18 protein-coding genes are annotated in these 19,062 nt (G+C 52.1%); 15 read left to right on the top strand and 3 right to left on the bottom strand.

Going from position 1 to position 19,062, the window contains the following annotated elements:
* Window positions 1–33: 33 nt before the first annotated feature.
* Window positions 34–1,464, top strand: coding sequence for a glycogen synthase GlgA (gene glgA / locus PRIO_RS18660; RefSeq protein ID WP_046504063.1), 1,431 nt, complete (start codon window positions 34–36; stop codon window positions 1,462–1,464).
* A gap of 172 nt (window positions 1,465–1,636) precedes the next feature.
* Here the strand turns inward: glgA and PRIO_RS18655 are convergent, their stop codons facing one another.
* Window positions 1,637–3,382 (bottom strand): alpha-glycosidase, encoded by a 1,746-nt coding sequence (locus tag PRIO_RS18655; protein ID WP_046504060.1) that lies wholly within the window; start codon window positions 3,380–3,382, stop codon window positions 1,637–1,639.
* A 356-nt stretch (window positions 3,383–3,738) separates the two neighbouring features.
* On the opposite strand from PRIO_RS18655, the gene PRIO_RS18650 reads away from it, so the two are divergent.
* The 4 genes from PRIO_RS18650 to PRIO_RS18635 all read left to right on the top strand — a co-directional run bounded on the left by PRIO_RS18650 (window position 3,739) and on the right by PRIO_RS18635 (window position 7,712).
* Window positions 3,739–4,557 carry a transporter substrate-binding domain-containing protein gene (locus PRIO_RS18650; RefSeq protein WP_020429882.1) on the top strand — a complete coding sequence of 273 codons (819 nt, stop codon included), beginning with the start codon at window positions 3,739–3,741 and terminating at the stop codon, window positions 4,555–4,557.
* Between the two features lie 141 nt (window positions 4,558–4,698).
* Entirely contained in the window at window positions 4,699–5,358 is a 660-nt protein-coding gene (locus tag PRIO_RS18645) for an amino acid ABC transporter permease (protein ID WP_020429883.1), read from the top strand.
* Entirely contained in the window at window positions 5,345–6,067 is a 723-nt protein-coding gene (locus PRIO_RS18640; protein ID WP_046504055.1) for an amino acid ABC transporter ATP-binding protein, read from the top strand. Before PRIO_RS18645 ends, PRIO_RS18640 begins: the two co-directional genes overlap by 14 nt.
* A 115-nt stretch (window positions 6,068–6,182) precedes the next feature.
* Entirely contained in the window at window positions 6,183–7,712 is a 1,530-nt protein-coding gene (locus PRIO_RS18635) for a Ppx/GppA phosphatase family protein (RefSeq protein ID WP_020429888.1), read from the top strand.
* Here the strand turns inward: PRIO_RS18635 and ppk1 are convergent.
* Window positions 7,660–9,780, bottom strand: coding sequence for a polyphosphate kinase 1 (gene ppk1 / locus PRIO_RS18630; protein WP_046504052.1), 2,121 nt, complete (start codon window positions 9,778–9,780; stop codon window positions 7,660–7,662). The genes PRIO_RS18635 and ppk1 overlap by 53 nt on opposite strands.
* Before the next feature lie 369 nt (window positions 9,781–10,149).
* Here ppk1 and PRIO_RS18625 point away from each other — a divergent pair, with 369 nt between their 5' ends.
* Window positions 10,150–10,818, top strand: a complete 669-nt coding sequence (locus PRIO_RS18625) for a 3D domain-containing protein (RefSeq protein ID WP_020429892.1) — start codon at window positions 10,150–10,152, stop codon at window positions 10,816–10,818.
* Between the two features lie 103 nt (window positions 10,819–10,921).
* On the opposite strand, the gene PRIO_RS18620 is transcribed toward PRIO_RS18625, so the two are convergent.
* Window positions 10,922–11,806 (bottom strand): polysaccharide deacetylase family protein, encoded by an 885-nt coding sequence (locus PRIO_RS18620; protein ID WP_020429894.1) that lies wholly within the window; start codon window positions 11,804–11,806, stop codon window positions 10,922–10,924.
* Window positions 11,807–11,990: 184 nt separating this feature from the next.
* Between PRIO_RS18620 and PRIO_RS18615 the strand changes: the two genes are divergently transcribed.
* The 9 genes from PRIO_RS18615 to PRIO_RS18575 all read left to right on the top strand — a co-directional run bounded on the left by PRIO_RS18615 (window position 11,991) and on the right by PRIO_RS18575 (window position 19,047).
* Window positions 11,991–13,031, top strand: coding sequence for an NADH:flavin oxidoreductase/NADH oxidase (locus tag PRIO_RS18615; protein WP_046504046.1), 1,041 nt, complete (start codon window positions 11,991–11,993; stop codon window positions 13,029–13,031).
* A gap of 86 nt (window positions 13,032–13,117) precedes the next feature.
* Window positions 13,118–13,822 (top strand): dihydroorotate dehydrogenase electron transfer subunit, encoded by a 705-nt coding sequence (locus PRIO_RS18610; protein ID WP_020429898.1) that lies wholly within the window; start codon window positions 13,118–13,120, stop codon window positions 13,820–13,822.
* Window positions 13,815–14,747, top strand: coding sequence for a dihydroorotate dehydrogenase (locus tag PRIO_RS18605; protein WP_020429899.1), 933 nt, complete (start codon window positions 13,815–13,817; stop codon window positions 14,745–14,747). Before PRIO_RS18610 ends, PRIO_RS18605 begins: the two co-directional genes overlap by 8 nt.
* An 87-nt stretch (window positions 14,748–14,834) precedes the next feature.
* The gene (gene lpdD, locus PRIO_RS18600) at window positions 14,835–15,182 is read left to right on the top strand and encodes a prenylated flavin chaperone LpdD (RefSeq protein ID WP_020429901.1); all 348 of its coding nucleotides are present in this window, start codon (window positions 14,835–14,837) and stop codon (window positions 15,180–15,182) included.
* 63 nt (window positions 15,183–15,245) lie between these two features.
* The gene (locus PRIO_RS18595; RefSeq protein WP_020429902.1) at window positions 15,246–15,914 is read left to right on the top strand and encodes a PspA/IM30 family protein; all 669 of its coding nucleotides are present in this window, start codon (window positions 15,246–15,248) and stop codon (window positions 15,912–15,914) included.
* Between the two features lie 129 nt (window positions 15,915–16,043).
* Window positions 16,044–16,454 (top strand): DUF350 domain-containing protein, encoded by a 411-nt coding sequence (locus PRIO_RS18590; RefSeq protein ID WP_020429904.1) that lies wholly within the window; start codon window positions 16,044–16,046, stop codon window positions 16,452–16,454.
* Window positions 16,455–16,479: 25 nt separating this feature from the next.
* Window positions 16,480–16,983 carry a DUF4178 domain-containing protein gene (locus PRIO_RS18585; protein ID WP_020429905.1) on the top strand — a complete coding sequence of 168 codons (504 nt, stop codon included), beginning with the start codon at window positions 16,480–16,482 and terminating at the stop codon, window positions 16,981–16,983.
* Window positions 16,984–17,370: 387 nt separating this feature from the next.
* Complete coding sequence (locus PRIO_RS18580; RefSeq protein WP_020429907.1) at window positions 17,371–17,601, top strand: hypothetical protein; 231 nt, start codon at window positions 17,371–17,373, stop codon at window positions 17,599–17,601.
* A 165-nt stretch (window positions 17,602–17,766) separates the two neighbouring features.
* Window positions 17,767–19,047 (top strand): molybdopterin molybdotransferase MoeA, encoded by a 1,281-nt coding sequence (locus tag PRIO_RS18575; RefSeq protein WP_046504040.1) that lies wholly within the window; start codon window positions 17,767–17,769, stop codon window positions 19,045–19,047.
* Window positions 19,048–19,062: the final 15 nt, after the last annotated feature.

Below are 19,062 nucleotides of genomic sequence, written 5' to 3'. Positions count from 1 at the left end.
CGCAGTCCATACACATAAGGGGGATTTCGAGAGATGAAGGTTTTATTTGCTGCAGCCGAAGCTCATCCGTTCGTCAAAACAGGAGGGCTCGCCGATGTCATTGGAGCTTTGCCCAAGGCGCTGAAAGGCGTTGGTGTGGATGTGCGGGTGATTCTGCCGAAATACAGGGGAATCCCGGAGAAATTTGTTTCGCAAATGGAGCATGTTGCTGCTCTGAGTGTGCCGGTTGGCTGGCGCAACCAATATTGCGGCATTGAACGGATTATATATGACGGCATTCCCGTTTACTTTATCGATAACGAATATTATTTTGGGCGGGACGGGATTTACGGCTACATGGACGATGGAGAGCGCTTTTCGTTTTTCAACCGGGCGGTGCTGGAGTGTCTGGAGACGCTTGATTTCCAGCCGGATGTGCTGCATTGCCATGACTGGCATGCCGCAGTGATTCCGATGCTGCTGCAGGCCCATTACCGCCATAACCCGTTTTACGCTGAAATCCGGACCGTATTTACCATTCATAATCTGCTGTATCAGGGAGTATTCCCTTATTCCGTGCTTGGTGAGCTGCTGGGACTGGATGACAGCTATTTCCTGGGTGTGGAGTATTACGGCAATGTGAATTTTATGAAGGCGGGCATCGTCTACAGCGATCACATCACTACCGTCAGCCCGACCTATTCTGAAGAAATCCGTACAGCCTATTATGGCTATGGACTGGATGGTCTGCTCTCTTCACGGGCGGACAGTCTGAGCGGGATTGTTAACGGGATAGACACGAAGATTTACAACCCGGCCAGCGATCCGCAGATCTATACCCGCTACCGTACCAATCTGGCCAAAAAAGCGGAGAATAAAATTGCACTGCAGCAGGAGCTTGGACTGCCGGTGGCTCCATACATTCCGCTGATAGCGATGGTCACACGTCTCGTCGATTCCAAAGGGCTGGACCTGCTAACCCGTGTGCTGGATGAGCTGCTCTATTATGATGATATTCAATTTGTCCTGCTGGGGACCGGTGATGAAGTCTATGAACGCTGGTTCCGTGAAGCCCAGTGGCGTTACCCGACCAAGCTTTCTTCGCAGATTCTGTTCAGTGACGCGTTGTCCCGCAAAATTTATGCGGCCAGCGACCTGTTCCTCATGCCGTCCAAATTCGAGCCTTGCGGAATCGGCCAGCTCCTGGCCCTGCGTTACGGCAGCATTCCGGTCGTCCGGGAAACCGGGGGGCTGAATGATACCGTTCATTCCTACAATGAAGAAACCGGAGAGGGCAATGGCTTCACCTTTAAGGATTACAACGCCCACGACATGATGTACACGCTCCGCCGGGCGGTGTCCTTCTACCACAAGCCCGAGCACTGGAAAAAAGTGACCAAAAACGCGTTTGCCGGTGATTACAGCTGGAATGTATCGGCACAGCAGTACATGGATATCTATAACCGCATTTTGGAACAGTCATAAAACAGCAGGATACAGGCAGCGAAAAAGGACGTTCGGCAGATCGGAGGATCTTGCAGAACGTCCTTTGTTCAAATATAAGAATTTATATGCTTCACGCTATAAATTTTCCTTCTATTTCTCGCTGAAACGGTACCGTCCTTAAAAAGGACGGCAAAGCCGTTTCTACTTGGATTTAACCCAGGTCCCGGCTGAGAATCCGGTATCCGTACGGGTCGAGCGAGATATGCATCATCCCGTCTTCGGGTGCAACCGGGTCTCCGGTCAAGGCATCCTGCCAATCATCCGTTTCCATCGGGTGGCTGAGGATGCGGGGCTCCGGCGAATTATTCATCCACACCGTAAAATGAATCACATCATCCGCACGCTCATAGACGATGCACGGATCATTCTCACAGGCCTGCAGAATACGGAAGCGGCCTTCACGCAGCGCTTTGTTGTGCTTGCGCAGGGCAATCATCATCTTATAGAAGTCATACAGCTCGCGGTCCTGGCTTGCTTCATCCCATTCCATACACTTGCGGCAATCGGGATCTTCATGGCCTGTCAGGCCGATTTCATCACCATAATAAATACAAGGAGTCCCCATAAAAGTAAAAAGAAAAACAACAGCCAGCTTAAGCCTCCGCTTGTCTTCACCCACCACCGTCAACAGCCGGGGGGTATCATGGCTGCCCAGCATATTGAAGACCACTTCATTGGTCTGCTGCGGATAACGCATGAGCAGGGCGCCGATCCGGTGTCCGAAGGTAATGCCATCCATCCCTCCGTTAAAGAATTCCAATACGGTCCCGGAAAAAGGATAATTCATCACGGAATCGAACTGGTCGCCCAGCAGCCAGGTTAAGGAATCACTCCATACTTCACCCACAATATAGGCTTCCGGATTGGCTGCTTTGACCACCTTGCGGAAATCGCGCCAGAAATGGTGATCTACCTCATTGGCAACGTCCAGCCGCCAGCCGTCCGCCTTGATTTCCCTGATCCAGTATTCGGCCACCTCCAGCAGGTAGGTTTTTACCTCATGATTGGCGGTGTTGAACTTCGGCATATTGCCAAAAAAACCGAAGGTGTCATACGTAGGAATACCGCCGACAATTTCGGCTGGAAAGGAGTTGACATGGAACCAGTCCTTATATACAGAGTACTCTCCCTTCTCCAGAACATCCTGAAATGGCGGAAACTTGTCGCTGCAATGATTGAACACGGCGTCCAGCATCACGCGGATTCCTCTTAAGTGGCATTCCTCGATAACGGTTTTGAGCAGCTCATTATCGCCAAAATGGGGATCGACTCTTTTATAATCCACGATATCGTATTTATGGTTGGAAGGGGAGACGAACAGCGGGGTAAAATAAATGGCATTGATCCCGAGCTCCTGCAGATCGTCCAAATGGTCCAGCACGCCTTGCAGATCTCCGCCAAAAAAATTATCCAGCTTCGGCGTTCCGCCCCATGGCTCCGTCCCCTCCGGGTCATTCGCCGGATCGCCGTTGGCGAACCGCTCCGTCATGATCTGGTAGAACACCGCATCCTTGGCCCAGTTCGGCACCTGGAACAAATCGATTTGGTGTATGTAGGGGAACTCATAGTAATGGTTGGGGGGAGCCGGATATTCCGTCTGGATACCGTTGTCCAGCAGATATACACTTTCATTGCCTTTGCTCACACGGAAGGTGTAGCTGAGGCGTTTATATTTGGGCCGGACCGCAGCCTCCCAGTAATCGAACTTGTCGTCCGAAGCCGCTTTGTCCATCATGATATCGTATGAGGTGTCTTGCCAATTGTATTTATCCCCGGTGAGCGCGACGACACAGTCCACATCATCCCGTTTGGTGCGAACACGCAGATGTATAGTCTTTGCATCGTAGGCATAAGCCCATTTGTCACGGGGAACGTGGTACATAGCTTCCAAAAGCATGATTGCACCTCCTAAAAGTGTAGTGGAGCATCACGTGAACGACTGCGAAATAAAATCCGCAACGTAAGCATAGGCTAATTTTTGTGAGCCCGTTAGCAAGTTAATACCACCCGAAGAGACAGCATGAACCATTTCTGCTATTCCGGGATCAATTGGAGATAGTACCTAGTATATACTTCTTTTAAAAGGATGTGCAAAATGAAGCGGCCCAAGCAGTCAAGCATCGGCGTGGATTTCTTCCGCATTTTTACAGTCTTTGTCACAAATTTGTCTTTGCATATTCATACGTGTTGATTTATAATAAATCGGTCAATGGAACAACTGGAGAACATGAACAGAACAGGGGAGATATACAGATGAACAAATGGGGTAAACTTTCATTAGGAATGCTGCTCGTGGCAGGTCTTATGACCGGATGCGGCAACAATAACAAGGAAAATAACGCAGCTACCGGCAACAGTGCGCCTACGAATAGCACCACTGCGACAAAGACACTTACACTGGGAACCAGTGCCGATTTTCCTCCGTATGAATTCCACAAAGTGGTGGACGGCAAGGATACCATCGTGGGCTTTGACATTGAGATCGCCAAGGAAATTGCAGCGGATATGGGAGCTAAGCTGGAGATCAAGGATCTGTCCTTCGATTCCCTGCTGAATGAGCTCTCAAGCGGCAGAGTGGATATGGTGATTTCGGGCCTGAGTCCAACACCGGAACGGGCAAAGGCGGTAGGGCTGTCCGATATTTACTACAAAGCCGAACAAGCGGTGGTTGTGCGTGAAGCCGACAAGGATAAGTTTGCGACCATGGATTCCCTGAAGGGCATCAAGCTGGGCGTGCAGACCGGATCGATTCAGGAAGACATCGCCAAGGGGATAGAAGGCGCGCAGCTGACTTCGCTGGGCAAAATTTCCGAAATCGTGCTGCAGCTGCAGTCGAACCGTGTGGATGCCTCGATCATGGAAGGTCCGGTAGCCAAATCCTTCGTAAAGAATGTCAAGGGGCTGGCCATCACTGATGCCAAACCTGAGGTAGAGGATGACGGATATGTGATCGGTGTGAAAAAGGGCAACGACGAATTGCTGGGTCAGGTGAACAAGACCCTGGCCCGTCTGAACTCCGAAGGCAAAATCGATGAGTATGTTGCAGCCGCAAGCGAGCTGGCCGAGAAGTAATTCTCAGGACCTGAAGTAGTCATAAGTAGTCCAATCCCTGCAGCCGCTGCTGCAGGGAAGACATAAATCATTGGGAATGATCTGAAAATGGCGGTGCTCCGCTGTTTTCTATTTTTTTGCAGACAGGAGGTTATGCCAAAAATGAATGTATTCGATATCGCTTATGAGTACCGCAATTTTTTTCTTTCCGGTTTGAAGTACACATTGCTGTTGGCAGTGCTGGGGGTATTCTTCGGTTTTGTGCTTGGGATCATTGTGTCCCTGCTTCGGATGTCCAAATTGTGGATTCTGCGTTTTATTGCGACGGCCTGGGTGGAATTCCTGCGCGGTACACCTATGCTGGTGCAGCTGTTCCTAATTCATTACGGGCTGCCGGAATTTGGCCTGGAGTTTACACCGATCCAATCCGGCGCTATCACTTTGACCATTAACAGCTCCGCTTATCTGGCTGAGATCTTCCGTGCCGGTATCCAGGGGGTGGACCGCGGACAGGTCGAAGCAGCGCGTTCGCTCGGCATGCGGCAGGGGATGACCATGCGCTATATTGTTCTCCCCCAAGCGATCAAAAACGTGCTGCCCGCCATCGGCAATGAGTTCATTACGATCATTAAAGAGTCTTCGATTGTGTCCATGATCGGGGTGGCAGATCTGCTTTTCGAGGCAAGATCCGTAACAACCATAACCTATGAGGGGCTGAATCCCTTAATTGTGATCGCCGTTATGTATTTTGTTCTTACCTTCACCTTGTCGAAGGTGCTGGGCTTATTGGAAAGGAGGCTGAACACGGATGATCGCCGTTAAGAACCTGCAAAAAAGTTTTGGCAAGCTGGAAATTCTGAAGGGGATTGATCTGCAGATTCACAAAGGGGAAGTTGTCGTCGTTATCGGCCCTAGCGGCTCGGGCAAAAGCACCTTCCTGCGCTGCCTCAATCTGCTGGAGCAGCCTACAGGCGGCGAAATTACCTTTGAAGGGGCATCCATTACAGACAAGAGGCATGATATCAACGTGACCCGGGAAAAAATGGGCATGGTCTTCCAGCAGTTCAACCTGTTTCCGCACAAAACCGTGCTGCAGAATATTATGCTGGCCCCGCTGAAAGTGAAAAAGCAGCAGCCAGCGGAAGCGGAAAAAATCGCCCTTGAGCTGCTGCAGACCGTCGGCCTTGCCGACAAACGCGATGCTTATCCGGCCCAGCTCTCCGGCGGACAAAAGCAGCGGATTGCCATCGCCCGGGCGCTTGCCATGCAGCCGCATGTGATGTTGTTCGACGAGCCCACCTCGGCCCTGGACCCGGAAATGGTCGGCGAGGTTCTGGAGGTCATGAAGAAGCTGGCGGAAGACGGCATGACGATGGTGATTGTTACCCATGAGATGGGCTTTGCCCGTGAAGTGGGCGACCGCATTCTGTTCATGGATGGCGGCATTATCGTGGAGGAAGGCGATCCTTCACAGGTATTCGGCAATCCGCAGCATGCACGGACCAAGGATTTTTTAAGCAAAGTCCTATAAGAACAGCCCTTTTACGGCCCCGGACCTGATTCGGCGGCCGTTTTGCTTTTGCCTGGGGGGAAATGGGTGATATAGTATATAGATGGCCAATCAACTTGAAAAGGAGTACATACAGATGAGAGATGATCTTCGCCGGATTGGCATCATTGATATTGGTTCCAACTCCATTCGCCTTGTGATCTATGATACGACGCCGGAAGGAGGCTACAAAATCATCAAGGAGTGCAAATACTCCGCTCGTCTGAGCGAGAAAATTACCAAGGACGGCAGGCTGGAGCGGAGGGACATGGATACGATTGTGCCTGTCCTGCATCAGTTCAAGGAGATTTGCAGCGAGTTTGAGGTCGACAGCATCCGTGCCGGCGCCACTGCGGCCATCCGCAATGCGGCGAATTCAGCGGAGATCGTCGCCTACCTTTCGGAGGCATCGGAGATTCATATTGAAGTCATCAGCGGACACCAGGAGGCCTACTTTGGATTTCTGGGCGTCATCAACGCCTTTGATATTCAGGATGGCTTTGTGATAGATATCGGGGGCGGAAGCACGGAGATCACCTTGTTCCGGGGACGGCGCTACCAGCAGAGCATCTCCTTCCCGTTTGGTGCGGTGAATACGAATCTGATGTTCGGCCACCATGGCAATTGGAACAGTGATCAGGTACGCAAGCTTCAGGCCTATGTGACCGGGAGGCTGGTGGAGCATGATTGGCTGAACAGCGGGCCGGGATTGCCGCTCTACGGGCTTGGCGGGACACTGCGCTCCCTCGGGAAGCTGGACCAGAAGCTGCGGGATTATTCACTGCCGAATTCACACGGCTACACACTTTCCGGCGAGACCATTGATAAATTCATGGAGACGCTGCCTGCCATACCGTATGAGAAACGCAAGGATTTGGACGGGCTCTCCAAGAGCCGGGGGGATATCATCGTCTCCGGCCTGATTATCTTTCACACGGTGTACCGGTATCTCGGGGCAAGCCAGGCCGTAATCAGCGGAGAAGGCCTGCGGGAAGGCATGCTGCATGATCTGCTTGATCCCGGGCAGCCTGTGCGCGACAGTGCCCTGGAATTCAGCCTGAACACGATTGTCCGCTTTGACATCCGTACCTCGAAGCGGCATCTGGACCACATCTACAAGCTGGCGCTGAGCCTGTTTGACGCCTTTGATGCTGAAGGGGACCGGGACGAACAGCGGATGCTGATCTATGTGTCCGTCATGCTGCACCGGACCGGCTCCAATATCAATTATTATCAGTCCAAGCGGCATACCCGCTACTGGCTGATGAATTCCCCGATCCGCGGGCTTACCCACCGCCAGCTGATTCTGGGCGCTTTGATTGCCTCTTACAGCACAAAAAGCCGGAAGCAGAAATTGTCCCAGACGCACAAGGACATTTTGCTGGCTTCCGACGAGGAATGGATTCATAAGCTCGGTACGCTGGTACAGCTGAGCATTGCTCTGGACAGTACCGAGATTGGCATTGTAAGCGGGCTGGAAGCCCGCCTGCACGGCAATACGCTTGATCTGGAGCTGCAGGGTGCAGGCGAGCTCCTTATCGGGCTGGAGGACATCGAGAACGCCCTCAAGGCGTTCAGGAATGTTTGGGGGCTGAAGGTAAAGCTCGGCTTCCCTTCCAACGCGTAACCTCCATAGCAGCGAACTGGCTCCGGAAAGGGGCCTTTTTGTCGTCAGCACGTTCATAATATCCGTTTGGCTGCAAAAAGCTGGATTTCACATTATCCTTGAGGGTGATCTCAAGAATTTTGACAATCTGCTTGCGGATTACCGGGTCCTTCACCGGGCACATCAGTTCAATGCGCCGCGTCAGATTGCGTGTCATCCAATCGGCACTGGACAGGTAGACCTCAGGATTGCCGCCATTCTCGAAATAATAGATCCGGGAATGCTCCAGGAAACGGTCTACAATACTGCGGACCGTGATCCGCTCGCTAAGGCCTTCTATCCCCGGCCGCAGGCAGCAGACGCCGCGCACTATCAGGTCAATCGGCACTCCTGCCTGGGCGGCGCTGTACAGATTGTCAATGACCTCCTGGTTCGACAAAGAGTTCATTTTGGCAATGATCCGTGATGGACGCCCGGCAGCGGCATGCTCGGCTTCGCGCAGAATCAGCTTTTGCAGCGACAGGCTCATGTTGGTCGGGGCCACAACGAAGGCGTTCCAGTCATAATTGGCCGAATAGCCTGTCATCTGGTTGAACAGCTCTGAAGCATCCAGACCAATCTCGCTGTTCGCCGTGAACAGGCTGAGGTCCGTGTAGGCCTTGGCAGTGCTGTCGTTGTAGTTGCCTGTTCCCACATGTACATAGCGGCGCAGTTCAGGCCCTTCCTGGCGGACAATAAGCGTGATCTTCGCATGGGTCTTCAGGCCAACCAGCCCGTACACGACATGGCAGCCGGACTGCTCCAGCTTGCGCGCCCAGGCGATATTGCGCTCCTCGTCGAAGCGTGCCTTCAGCTCGACAACGACAGTGACCTGCTTGCCGGATTCAGCGGCGACGGCGAGGGCACTGATGAGCGGAGAGTTTCCGCTGACACGGTACAGCGTCATTTTTATTGCCATGACCTGCTCATCCTCAGAGGCCTGCGTAATGAAATCGGTCATCGCATCAAAGGATTCATAAGGATGGTACACCAGCACATCGCGTTCGCGCAGCACCTCGAAGAAATCCTCATTCTCATCAAACTCAGCAGGGTAGAGCGGTTCAATCGGCGCATCATGCAGGTAGCTGAAGCCCTTCAGGCTGCCGGCGAAGCCGCGCAGGAAACCAAGATCCAGCGGTCCGTCGATCTCAAAGACAAAATCCTCTAGCTCAAATTCAGCCTGCAGCTGCTCCAAGGCATAAGGGTGGATTCCTTTTTGGACCTCCAGACGGGCAGGGACGCCCCGCCGGCGTTTGCGCAGCTCTTTTTCAATCTCCTCAAGCAGGTCCTCCGCACCTTCCTCATCAATCGTCAGGTCGGAGTTGCGGGTTAACCGGAATTCGCTTACGGCAACGGGATCATATCCGCTGAACAGAGTCTGGATATGATGGCGGATTACGTCTTCTATAAAGACAAACTGCCGTTTTTTGCTGTTGGAACGATGGGGAAGGGGAATGCATCTCGGCAGATTGGAAGGGATCTGCAGAATCGCAAAATATGGCTCTTCCTCTTGGCTGTCCTTGCGTGTCAGCACGACGGCAAGATAGATGAACTGGCTGTGCACCAGCGGAAAGGGACGGCTCTGGTCTACCGCCATCGGTGTCAGAACAGGGAATATAATGTCCCGGTAATACTGTTCAATGGACAACTCCTGTGCCGGTGTCAGGTCCTCATAATCCACAAACACGATGCCTTCCTTGTGCAGACTGCGGGAGATGTCACGGAATGTCCGGTATTGATCGGCAATAATTTTGCTGACCCGCTTGATGAGGCGTTTATAGAGACCGGAGGGGGTATAGCCGGTAAAATCCTTTTTGGTATAGCCGGCCCGGATCTGATCCTGAATTCCTGCCACGCGGACACTGATGAATTCATCCAGATTGCTGGACACAATCGCCAGGAACTTGGCCCGCTCCATCAGCGGGTTGTCCGGGTCCTGCGCCTCCTGGAGTACGCGGCGGTTAAACTCGATCCAGCTCAAGTCACGGTTCAGATAGGCGGTAGCCGGGCTGGTATGGTTATTCTTTTTTTCTTCTTCGTTCACGTTCATGGACCCTCCAAGTGCTTCAATGTCTTTGTGTTCTTATATCATTCTACTATTTGCTAATGAGAGAAATGTTAAATCTGTGTAAAATCTGCCGGGGATTTGTCCCGGTTTTTTGCAAAATGATGAAGGATTGAAATGATTCATTAAAAATATGTAATCATTTTCCCGGTTGGTAACGCTTCAAAATGCCATTTCTGTCAGTTTGGTAACAATTTCATAGGCATTGGTTACAAAATTGTGATATATTCATTACTGTTAGTTTTACAAAACAACACATCAGGGCAAATACAAGGTACATACGTCCGGAGTTACTGTGTAGCAGGAAGAGCGGGACACCCCCATCGGATTGCGATAATAATGAAGGAGGATTTTATGAAAATCAAATTTGGAGCGGTTGCAGCATTGGCTGCAGCCCTGGGAATCAGCACATTGGTGCAGGCCGCACCTGTTCAGGCTGACAGCGTACATATCGCAGGAGAAACTACTACCTATTATACCTTATCCAATCATTATGGCATAAGCATGGATAAGATTATGAACGCCAATCCCAATATTGCAGCCAATAATATTTATCCGGGCCTGAAGCTGGCCATTCCGGGCATTATGAAGACACAGGCCTTGGCTTCTGTCGAACCCGCAGCCAAGGCATCCGGAGAAGCCTCCCTTTTAAGTGTAGAGCCGCAGACCAACACTGTTCAAGCCTGGGGTAAGGAATACAGCTATGACAGAGTGCTTCAGGTCAAAGCAACGGCGTATTCTTCAGCGGCCAGCGAGAACGGCAAATGGGGGGCTGTGGATTATTTTGGCAACCCGCTGAAGCTGGGCACCATTGCAGTCGATCCCAGTGTGATCCCGCTGGGCACGAAAGTGCTCGTAACCGGCTATTCCCATCCGGGTTTGCCCAAGCAGGCGTTCATCGCAACTGCAACCGACATGGGCAGCGCGATCAAAGGGAACCGGATTGACATCTTTATCCCCGGCAGCCAAAGCTATGTTGCGGACTTCGGGTTCCAATATGTGCAGCTGTACATGATCGAATAGGCTATAGACTGAAAAGGAAACGAAGCATGCCGGTGTACGGCAGTCTCCGTTTCCTTTTTTTGAAAGATAAGAATTTAAAGGCTTCGCACTATAAATTATCCTTCTATTTCTCTTTGTTGATCTGAAGCAGCTGCGGGACGGTAACGAAGGTATAACCTCTATTACGCATGATGCTGATCACTTCCGGCAGTGCTTGTATAGTTCCCCGCAAATCGCTGCCCCGGCCGCCTCCGCCATGCTGCAGAATGATGGCCCCTTGGCCGGCATTGGCAATGATATTATTCCGCACCTGTGATTTGGACAGCCCCTTCCAGTCGAGCGAGTCCACATTCCAGTTCACCAGTTTGTAGCCGTGGGCTTTAGCCCATTTCAGCTGCGGTTCGCTGATGTCCCCATAGGGCGGGCGGATCAGCCGCGGTTTATAACCGGCCGTTGTCTTGATGATATTTTCCGTGCGGATAATCTGTGTGCGGAACGCATTTACGCTGATTTTGCCGAACTGCGGATGGTTGTAGGAATGATTGCCGACAGTGTGGCCTTCCCTGATCATCCTTGCCACAAGCCCCGGGTGCTTCTCTGCCCGGCTGCCTACAATAAAAAACGTGGCATGCACATGATACCTGCGCAGCACGTCCAGCACCTGCGGGGTGAACCGGGGGTCCGGCACATCATCGAACGTAAGGGCGATTTGTTTCCTATGAGGCCCCCGGGTCTTGATCGTTTCAGGATATTTGCGCAGCAATTGGCTGAGGGTAAGTGTTTTGGAGCGTTTTTGCGATTGTGCTGCGCTGCGGGAAGAAGAACCTGCCGGGATGGCCCGCTCATCCTTGGGATTGGCCTCCGGTTTTTGGCTGCTGCCCAGTCGGAGAATCGGCCCTGGAATCTCCGGAGAGGCGGCGGCAGGCTGAGCGGAGGACACAGGAATGTGCAGTGTTATACAGATACTCCCCAGAATGAGCAGCTTTAGGCTCATCTGCAGACATTTCATCAAGTTTCTCCTCCTTATTAATCTGAATGACTCCGCTGACTTCTTACTTTTATTGTTATCCCCTGACGCAGGGAGAATTATGCTGAATCTCCATGCCTCCAACGCCGAAAATACGTGTATACTACATTTGACGGGGAAAAAGCCCTGTCTATTATGAGAACGCAGCGGGAAGGAAGGAATGAAAATGCCGGATTTGTTTGCACCCTATGAATTGAAGGCCCTGTCCTTAAAAAATCGAGTGGTAATGCCCCCTATGTGCCAATACGCTGTAGACAAGCAGGATGGAATCCCGAATGATTGGCATTTCGTTCATTATGTCAGCCGGGCTGTGGGCGGTACAGGATTCATTATTGTAGAGATGACCGGAATCCATCCGGATGGCCGCATCACCAATCAGGATACGGGGATCTGGAGCGATGAGCATATTGCAGCTTACCGGAGGCTGACCGATGCAGTACATACTCAAGGTGCCAGAATTGCCATCCAGCTTGGTCATGCCGGCCGCAAGGCCCAGGATGCGGAGCCTCCCGTTGCACCGTCAGCCATTCCATTCGACGCCAACTCCAAAACGCCCCGGGAGCTCCGCACAGAAGAAATTGCCGGGCTGGTTGAGGCCTACCGTGAAGGGGCGCGGCGGGCAGTTGAAGCTGGCTTTGATACTGTTGAGCTGCACGGAGCACACGGGTATCTGATACACCAGTTCCATTCTCCGCTGACCAATGTCAGAGAGGACGAATACGGGGCAGACCCGGTTCTGTTCGGGGAACAGGTAACCCGTGCCGTACGTGAGGTTCTTCCTGTTGAAATGCCGCTGCTTATGAGAGTATCCGCCAAAGAATACGTCGAAGGCGGATATAATGAAGACTATGCGCTTGAATTCTGCCGCCGCTATAAGGCCGCTGGAGTGGATATGTTCCATGTGTCTTCAGGAGGCGAAGGACCTATTGGATCAAATGGCGGACCTGGTGCAGGACCGGCTTACCAGGTCGCTCTTGCCGAGTACATCCGCAGCGGACTTCAGGTTCCTGTGATTGCAGTAGGGCGCCTGGAATCCTATGAGGAGGCACAGTCGATTGTCACCGGGGAGAAGGCGGAGCTTGTCGCTGTGGGCCGCGGAATGCTGAGCGACCCCTATTGGGCGCTGCACGCCGAAGAGGCGCTTGGCGGCATAGATAAGGCGAATGTGCCAAAGCCATATGAACGCGGGGTCTGGAAGCGAAAATAGACAAAGAGGAATGTGAACTTTATCACAGATTTTAAGTTCCTTCTAAGGCATGGTTAATAAGATTAAATTTGAAGGAGCTTGATAACGTGGCGACGGTGATAAGTAACGAGCGGCTGGCAGATGGAGTGTATCACCTCCGGGTCGAAGGGGATTACGGTGGTGCAATGGGGCAATTCTACATGTTGCGGGCATGGGGAGCCTTTCCGCTGCTGTCCAGACCGCTAAGCATACATCAAGTGAACGATAACGGTGTGGAATTTCTGTATCATGTGGTGGGTGAGGGCACGAAGATTTTGGCTGAACTGGAGCCCGGGGATTCCCTGGAGCTCGAAGGTCCTTTTGGCAGCGGATTTCCGGTTGTAGACGGCAAGGTTGCATTGGTAGGCGGGGGAATCGGGATCGCCCCTTTGTACTATTGTGCGCAGGAACTGCCGGGCAGCGATATTTATCTGGGCTTCAGCCGTGAGGCGTTCCGCACTGAGGCTTTTCGTCCTCTGGCTGCTGAATTGACAGTCAACGTGGGCGGCCTGGTGCTTGACAGTGTCGATTTTACCAGCTATGACCATATCTTTGTCTGCGGCCCGCATCCGATGCTGAAAGCTGCGCAGCTGAAAGGGATAGCTGCACAGGCGGCTGGCAAAAGACCCAATGTGTATCTGTCCCTGGAGAACCGCATGGCTTGCGGAATCGGCGCCTGTCTCGTGTGCAGTGTCTCCTGCCGTGACGGACAGCGCAAGGCTTGCGCGGATGGTCCGGTATTCCTCGCGGAAGAGGTGATCTTCCATGATTAATATGACGGCTAATATAGCGGGTGTTCATTTCAAGAACCCGGTCATCATGGCCTCCGGAACCTTCGGGTTCGGCCGTGAATACAGCAAGCTGTACGATGTTTCACTGCTGGGGGGCATCTCCGGCAAAGGCCTGACCCTTCACCCCAAGGCCGGCAACCCCGGTGTGCGTGTCTATGAGACAGCTTCCGGCATGCTGAATAGCGTAGGGCTGGAGAATCCGGGGGTAGAAGCCTTTCTCGCCAAAGAGCTTCCTTATTGGGAGATGCTGGATACCGCACGTTTGGTGAACCTCGGCGGGAACACGCTGCCGGATTATGTGCTGGGGGCCGAGCTGATTCAGCGGGATGCCGATGCGCGCAGCGCTGCCGGCAAACCTGCGGTGGATATGATTGAGCTGAATATTTCCTGTCCCAACGTCAAGGAAGGCGGCATCGCCTTTGGTGTAAAAACGCCTGCCGCACAGGAAGTAGTGCGTGCTGTAAGAGCGGCAACCAAGCTTCCGCTAGCGGTGAAACTGTCCCCGAACGCCGAGGATATCGCGGAAATGGCCGTAATGTGCCAGGAGGAAGGCGCTGACGCCATCTCGCTGATCAATACAATCTCCGGCATGAAGATCGATGTCCGCCGCCGCCGCAGTGTATTTAATAATTTGTATGCCGGATTGTCCGGTCCTGCAATCAAACCGGTGGCGCTCCGGATGGTGCACCAGGTGGCGAAGCGGGTATCCATACCGGTGATTGGCATGGGGGGAATTACCTCCGCTACAGACATCATTGAATTCATTATGGCTGGTGCAACGGTGATTCAGGTAGGCACATATAACTTCATGAATTTGCGGGCAGGCAGTACGCTTGTAGATGAGCTGCAGCAGTTCATGATTGAAGAGAACATATCGTCGCTGGAGGAAATCCGCGGCATCATCTGAATCTGGTGGAGGATTTAGGCCCAGGTCTTCTCTTCCTGAGATATCTTCGTGTACTATGGTTAATATAATGGGAAAGGGGAGTATCTGATGTCTTCTTCACAGCTTCATCCGGCTGACATTGAATTCTCAGCAATCGAGGTAGGCCGGGACCTGCTGCTGGTGATTGGCGGAGGAGTCCGGCACATTGGCGCAGCCAGCACGGCTTATATGGAGGAAGGGAACGTTAAGGTATCAACGTCGGCGGTTCCTCACCATAAGGAGCATACGGTCTCCGAGTCAATTGCCACGCGGGTTGCCGAAGCGCTTGACCGGACGGTTACGGTGGTGATGGGCATTCATTACGACAATTTAAGCAAGGAAGGCATAGCCCGGGTTGTGGAAATTGTGAATCTCAAAGTAGATCAATATTTATTTGGGCAAAATTTGAAACGATGATGCCACTCCTTGCGTAGAAGATAACAAATAAGCAACTAACTTTTATTTTGGAGGAATGAACCAATGTCTATCTTTAAAAGATTACGTGATTTGACCATGTCCAATGTGAATGCGATCATCGACAAAGCGGAAGACCCGGTCAAAATGACGGACCAATACATTCGTGACATGACTGAAGATTTGGAGGATGCGGAAAAAGCTGTTGCAGCCCAGATCGCCATTGAGAAAAAATTCAAGCAGCTCTATGAAGAACAGGAAGCGCTGGTAAGCAAACGCAATCAGCAGGCGCATACCGCTGCTCAGGCAGGCAATGCCGATCTGGCCCGCCGTGCTCTGGAAGAGAAGAAGGCTGCGGAAGCCAAGCTGGTAGAATACAAAGCAAGCTTTGACCAGAATAAGGCATCTGCGGATAATCTGCGCGGCAAGCTGGAGGAAATGCGCAAACAGCTTACCCAGATGAAAAACAAACGTGAGACGCTGGTTGCCCGTTACAATGCCGCCAAGGCCCAGACGGAAATCAACAAAGCCATGAGCGGATTCAGCTCCGATTCCGCCTCCGCAGGACTGAAACGGATGGAGGACAAAATGCTGGCCGCGGAAGCACAGGCTGAAGCCAGCAACGAGATGAGCTCCGGCAACAAATCGCTGGATGACGAATTTGAGAAGCTGGGCAAGGATCAGGCGGTAGAGGATGAATTGGCCGCACTGATGAAGCAATACGACAAACAATAACATATTGGCATAGGCCCAGGCTTCAAGGCTAATGTCCACAGGCGAAGGGGAGACAGATCGGACGTTTCTTCTTCGCCTTCTCTATGCTGCCCGCAGCGGGCAGGCAAACTGATTATCGGGGGCTAAGCAATGGATTTCCATATTCTGGTGTCCATGGTGGTATGGACGGTGAGCGGCTCGGTACTGCTATGTGTGCTGATGTACGTGGATTCGCTTTTTACCCGTTATAACGACTTGGAAGAGATCAAAGCAGGCAATATGGCGGTTACCATGCGGTTTGTGCTTAAGCTGCTGGCGCAAGGCTATATTCTATCGTCCTCCATTGCTTCTTCCAACAGTTTGGGGGATGCACTGGTGGTCTCCATAGTTTCCTTTGTTCTTTTATTCTTCCTGGAAAAAATAGTACGTCTGCTCCTGTTCACCTGGGCGAAGCTGGATCTGGACCATGGCACCCAACTGGGCAAAATCGGCTACGGTGTACTGGCAGGCTCCCTTCATGTGACCGGAGCATTGATTATTGCGGCTTTTATTCGAGGTTAGAAAACCTTTAAAAGGAATGATGAGTTTGAGTATCTGGAAACGAATTGGTAATATTTTCTCCAAACCTGAGGCTCCGGCTGCACCCAAAAGCATGCTGGACCTGTCTCCGGGCGATATTTGCGAGGTGTCTCTGGTAACCTACGAGGTAACCGGGCGAACGCAAACCAGCGGCCGCAATGCTGTGGTATTGACTTTGCGCGACGGCAGCAGCATTGGGTATCTGTATATAGAACAAAGAGAGCAGCTCCAGTACGCATTGTATCAGCCGATTGACGGGCGTCTGGATAATCCTGCCGAGGTGCCGGCTACCCTGGAGCTGGATGATTACACGTATTATCTGGAAGAGGAATATGAAGGATATGCCTCCGTCACCGGACAGACTCCTTATATGAACGGCGGGCAGCAGCATGTCTGGCAATACCAGTCCGATGAGTCCCGGCTGCTTCGCGTAGAGTGGCAGAATGGCCGGTTTATGCTGTATGAAGGTGAAAAGGTCATTCCGGGAGACGTAAAAGTCATCCGGGCCTAGCAGGTACAGGAGCTTTGCGGCACGGCTGTATGGTCCTTGAAAGGGACGGTGCAGCCGTTTTTTGTGCCAAATATCTTTTATATGCTTCACGCAATAAATGTTTCTTATATTGCTGAAGTGATACAACGTTGTTAGAGTGCCTGAGGCCGGCCTGCCCGGAAACAACGGCAGAAATGCCGTTGTTGGAGCGTCGAAGTCCGACTTCCACTTATCTTGGAAACTATAAAGAGGTTTAAATGGAAAAAGTAAACCTCATTGGGGCACATTTCTTGTCTAATGGCGAAATGAGCTGAATTAGTGTCCCTTTTTTCACCCATGGAAAAATATTGAAACGGCCAGCGGAAATAAGCGTATACTGGTGATAAGACGTCTGAAGGAGGAACGGTTATGAAAGACAAGAACGGTAAGGCTGTAGAAGTCACGGCATTTTGCGGCAACGTCCTTAAGGGGTTCTTCTGCAGTTCAGTTTTTGACCCGGATATGACGGAGAAAAAAGCCGCGGGCACTCCTGAATTTTCGGCGAAGCAGCTTTTGGACCATGTTACAGGCAAAAAAAGTTTGCCTGCACCGGTGATTCAGCAGGCACAACGCACAGCCAAATACTGCCGTTTTATTTGAACTCAGCGGTCTTGTGAATTTTATAATGATAGATGCTTTCGCTTGATTGCGTGGCATCTATTTTTTTGAACTCTTTAAGGTCTGCCATGTTAAAATAGTCCTGTATGGCCAATGGATCAACTCAGAATAATTGATGACAAAACGAGATGAAGAGGTTGGGTACACATGAACAGTAAAGAGGAAGCAAAAGATTCTAAATTTCACCGTAAAGCGCTCCAGGTTGCAGAAGCCCAGTCGCGGATTATGGAATATGCCAAGCTGCTCCAGATGGAAAAGGTGCCTCTGGACCAGAGTGTGGGACGTTATTTGGCGGAGCCCGTCTATGCGCCTCATCCGTTTCCGGCCTTTAACCGTTCAGGTATGGACGGCTATGCGCTTATGGCCGCCGACACGGAGGAGGCGGGGGAAGGCAAGCGGGTCTGGCTGGACGTGGTGGACAACATTCCTTGCGGCGCCGTACCTAGCGTTGATATCCGGAGAGGGACGGCAGCCCGCATTATGACAGGAGCCCAGGTGCCGGCAGGCGCGGATACGGTGGTGATGCTGGAAGCTACGGAGAGCAGGGAAGAAGGCGGAAGACTTCAGGTGGGTATCCGCAAGCCGCAGGCAGCTGGCAAAAATGTGACACCGCGCGGCTTTGAGCTGAAGGAGGGGGAGCTGGTGCTTCCCGCCGGAAGGATGATTAAGGCTGGCGATATTGCAGTCCTGGCTGCTTTCGGAATCCCTTTGGTCCAAGTCATACGCAGACCGAGGGTAGGTATCTTTGCAACCGGAACTGAGCTGTTGGACGTTCACGAACCGCTTGTTCCCGGCAAAATAAGAAACAGCAATTCTCCCATGCTGGAAGCGCTGGTGCGTGAGTGTGGCGGGGAACCGGTGATGCTTGGGGCAATTGTGGATGATATTGAACAGGCGCGAAGTAAGGTGCAGATCGCTCTGGAAAGTTATGATGTGGTGATTACCACCGGAGGGGTGTCGGTCGGGGATTATGACATCATGGGAGATCTGATCCGCGAGAACAGCGGGGACATGCTGTTCAACAAGGTGACGATGCGTCCCGGAAGTGTGACAACGGCTGCTGTCCGGGGAGGAACGCTTTTACTGGCGTTGTCGGGCAATCCGGGTGCCTGTTTTGTTGGATTCCATCTGTTCGCCCGGCCTGCCATTCTGCAGATGCAAGGGGCTGACCAGCCATTCCTGCCGGAATGGACAGCGGTGCTGGGAGCAGATTATAACAAAGTGAATAATTACACCCGCTTTGTCCGTGCCCGGCTGGAGATTCATGAAGGGCAGCTTCATGCCTACCCGGCCGTCATTGATGAATCCTCTGTGATGGTTACGATTAAGGATAGTGACTGCCTAATCGTGATTCCACCGGAGGAACGGGGGGTATCTGCGGGAAATTCTGCGAAAGTACTCAAGCTGCCTGGTGAAATTCGGGGCTAAATCGGCCGGAGACAG

Origin of the sequence: Paenibacillus riograndensis SBR5, assembly GCF_000981585.1 — a bacterium.
GTDB classification, from domain to species: domain Bacteria; phylum Bacillota; class Bacilli; order Paenibacillales; family Paenibacillaceae; genus Paenibacillus_AQ; species Paenibacillus_AQ riograndensis.
Note: the sequence above shows the minus strand (reverse complement) of the source record. Positions and strands in the feature narration are given on the sequence as shown.

Coding starts and splice junctions, on each gene's coding strand:
- glgA (WP_046504063.1), top strand. CDS start 34: ATGAAGGTTTTATTTGCTGCAGCCGAAGCTCATCCGTTCGTCAAAACA.
- PRIO_RS18635 (WP_020429888.1), top strand. CDS start 6,183: ATGAGAGATGATCTTCGCCGGATTGGCATCATTGATATTGGTTCCAAC.
- ppk1 (WP_046504052.1), bottom strand. CDS start 9,780: ATGAACGTGAACGAAGAAGAAAAAAAGAATAACCATACCAGCCCGGCT.
- lpdD (WP_020429901.1), top strand. CDS start 14,835: ATGTCTTCTTCACAGCTTCATCCGGCTGACATTGAATTCTCAGCAATC.
- PRIO_RS18595 (WP_020429902.1), top strand. CDS start 15,246: ATGTCTATCTTTAAAAGATTACGTGATTTGACCATGTCCAATGTGAAT.
- PRIO_RS18620 (WP_020429894.1), bottom strand. CDS start 11,806: ATGAAATGTCTGCAGATGAGCCTAAAGCTGCTCATTCTGGGGAGTATC.
- PRIO_RS18645 (WP_020429883.1), top strand. CDS start 4,699: ATGAATGTATTCGATATCGCTTATGAGTACCGCAATTTTTTTCTTTCC.
- PRIO_RS18605 (WP_020429899.1), top strand. CDS start 13,815: ATGATTAATATGACGGCTAATATAGCGGGTGTTCATTTCAAGAACCCG.
- PRIO_RS18575 (WP_046504040.1), top strand. CDS start 17,767: ATGAACAGTAAAGAGGAAGCAAAAGATTCTAAATTTCACCGTAAAGCG.
- PRIO_RS18655 (WP_046504060.1), bottom strand. CDS start 3,382: ATGCTTTTGGAAGCTATGTACCACGTTCCCCGTGACAAATGGGCTTAT.
- PRIO_RS18580 (WP_020429907.1), top strand. CDS start 17,371: ATGAAAGACAAGAACGGTAAGGCTGTAGAAGTCACGGCATTTTGCGGC.
- PRIO_RS18625 (WP_020429892.1), top strand. CDS start 10,150: ATGAAAATCAAATTTGGAGCGGTTGCAGCATTGGCTGCAGCCCTGGGA.
- PRIO_RS18650 (WP_020429882.1), top strand. CDS start 3,739: ATGAACAAATGGGGTAAACTTTCATTAGGAATGCTGCTCGTGGCAGGT.
- PRIO_RS18640 (WP_046504055.1), top strand. CDS start 5,345: ATGATCGCCGTTAAGAACCTGCAAAAAAGTTTTGGCAAGCTGGAAATT.
- PRIO_RS18590 (WP_020429904.1), top strand. CDS start 16,044: ATGGATTTCCATATTCTGGTGTCCATGGTGGTATGGACGGTGAGCGGC.
- PRIO_RS18615 (WP_046504046.1), top strand. CDS start 11,991: ATGCCGGATTTGTTTGCACCCTATGAATTGAAGGCCCTGTCCTTAAAA.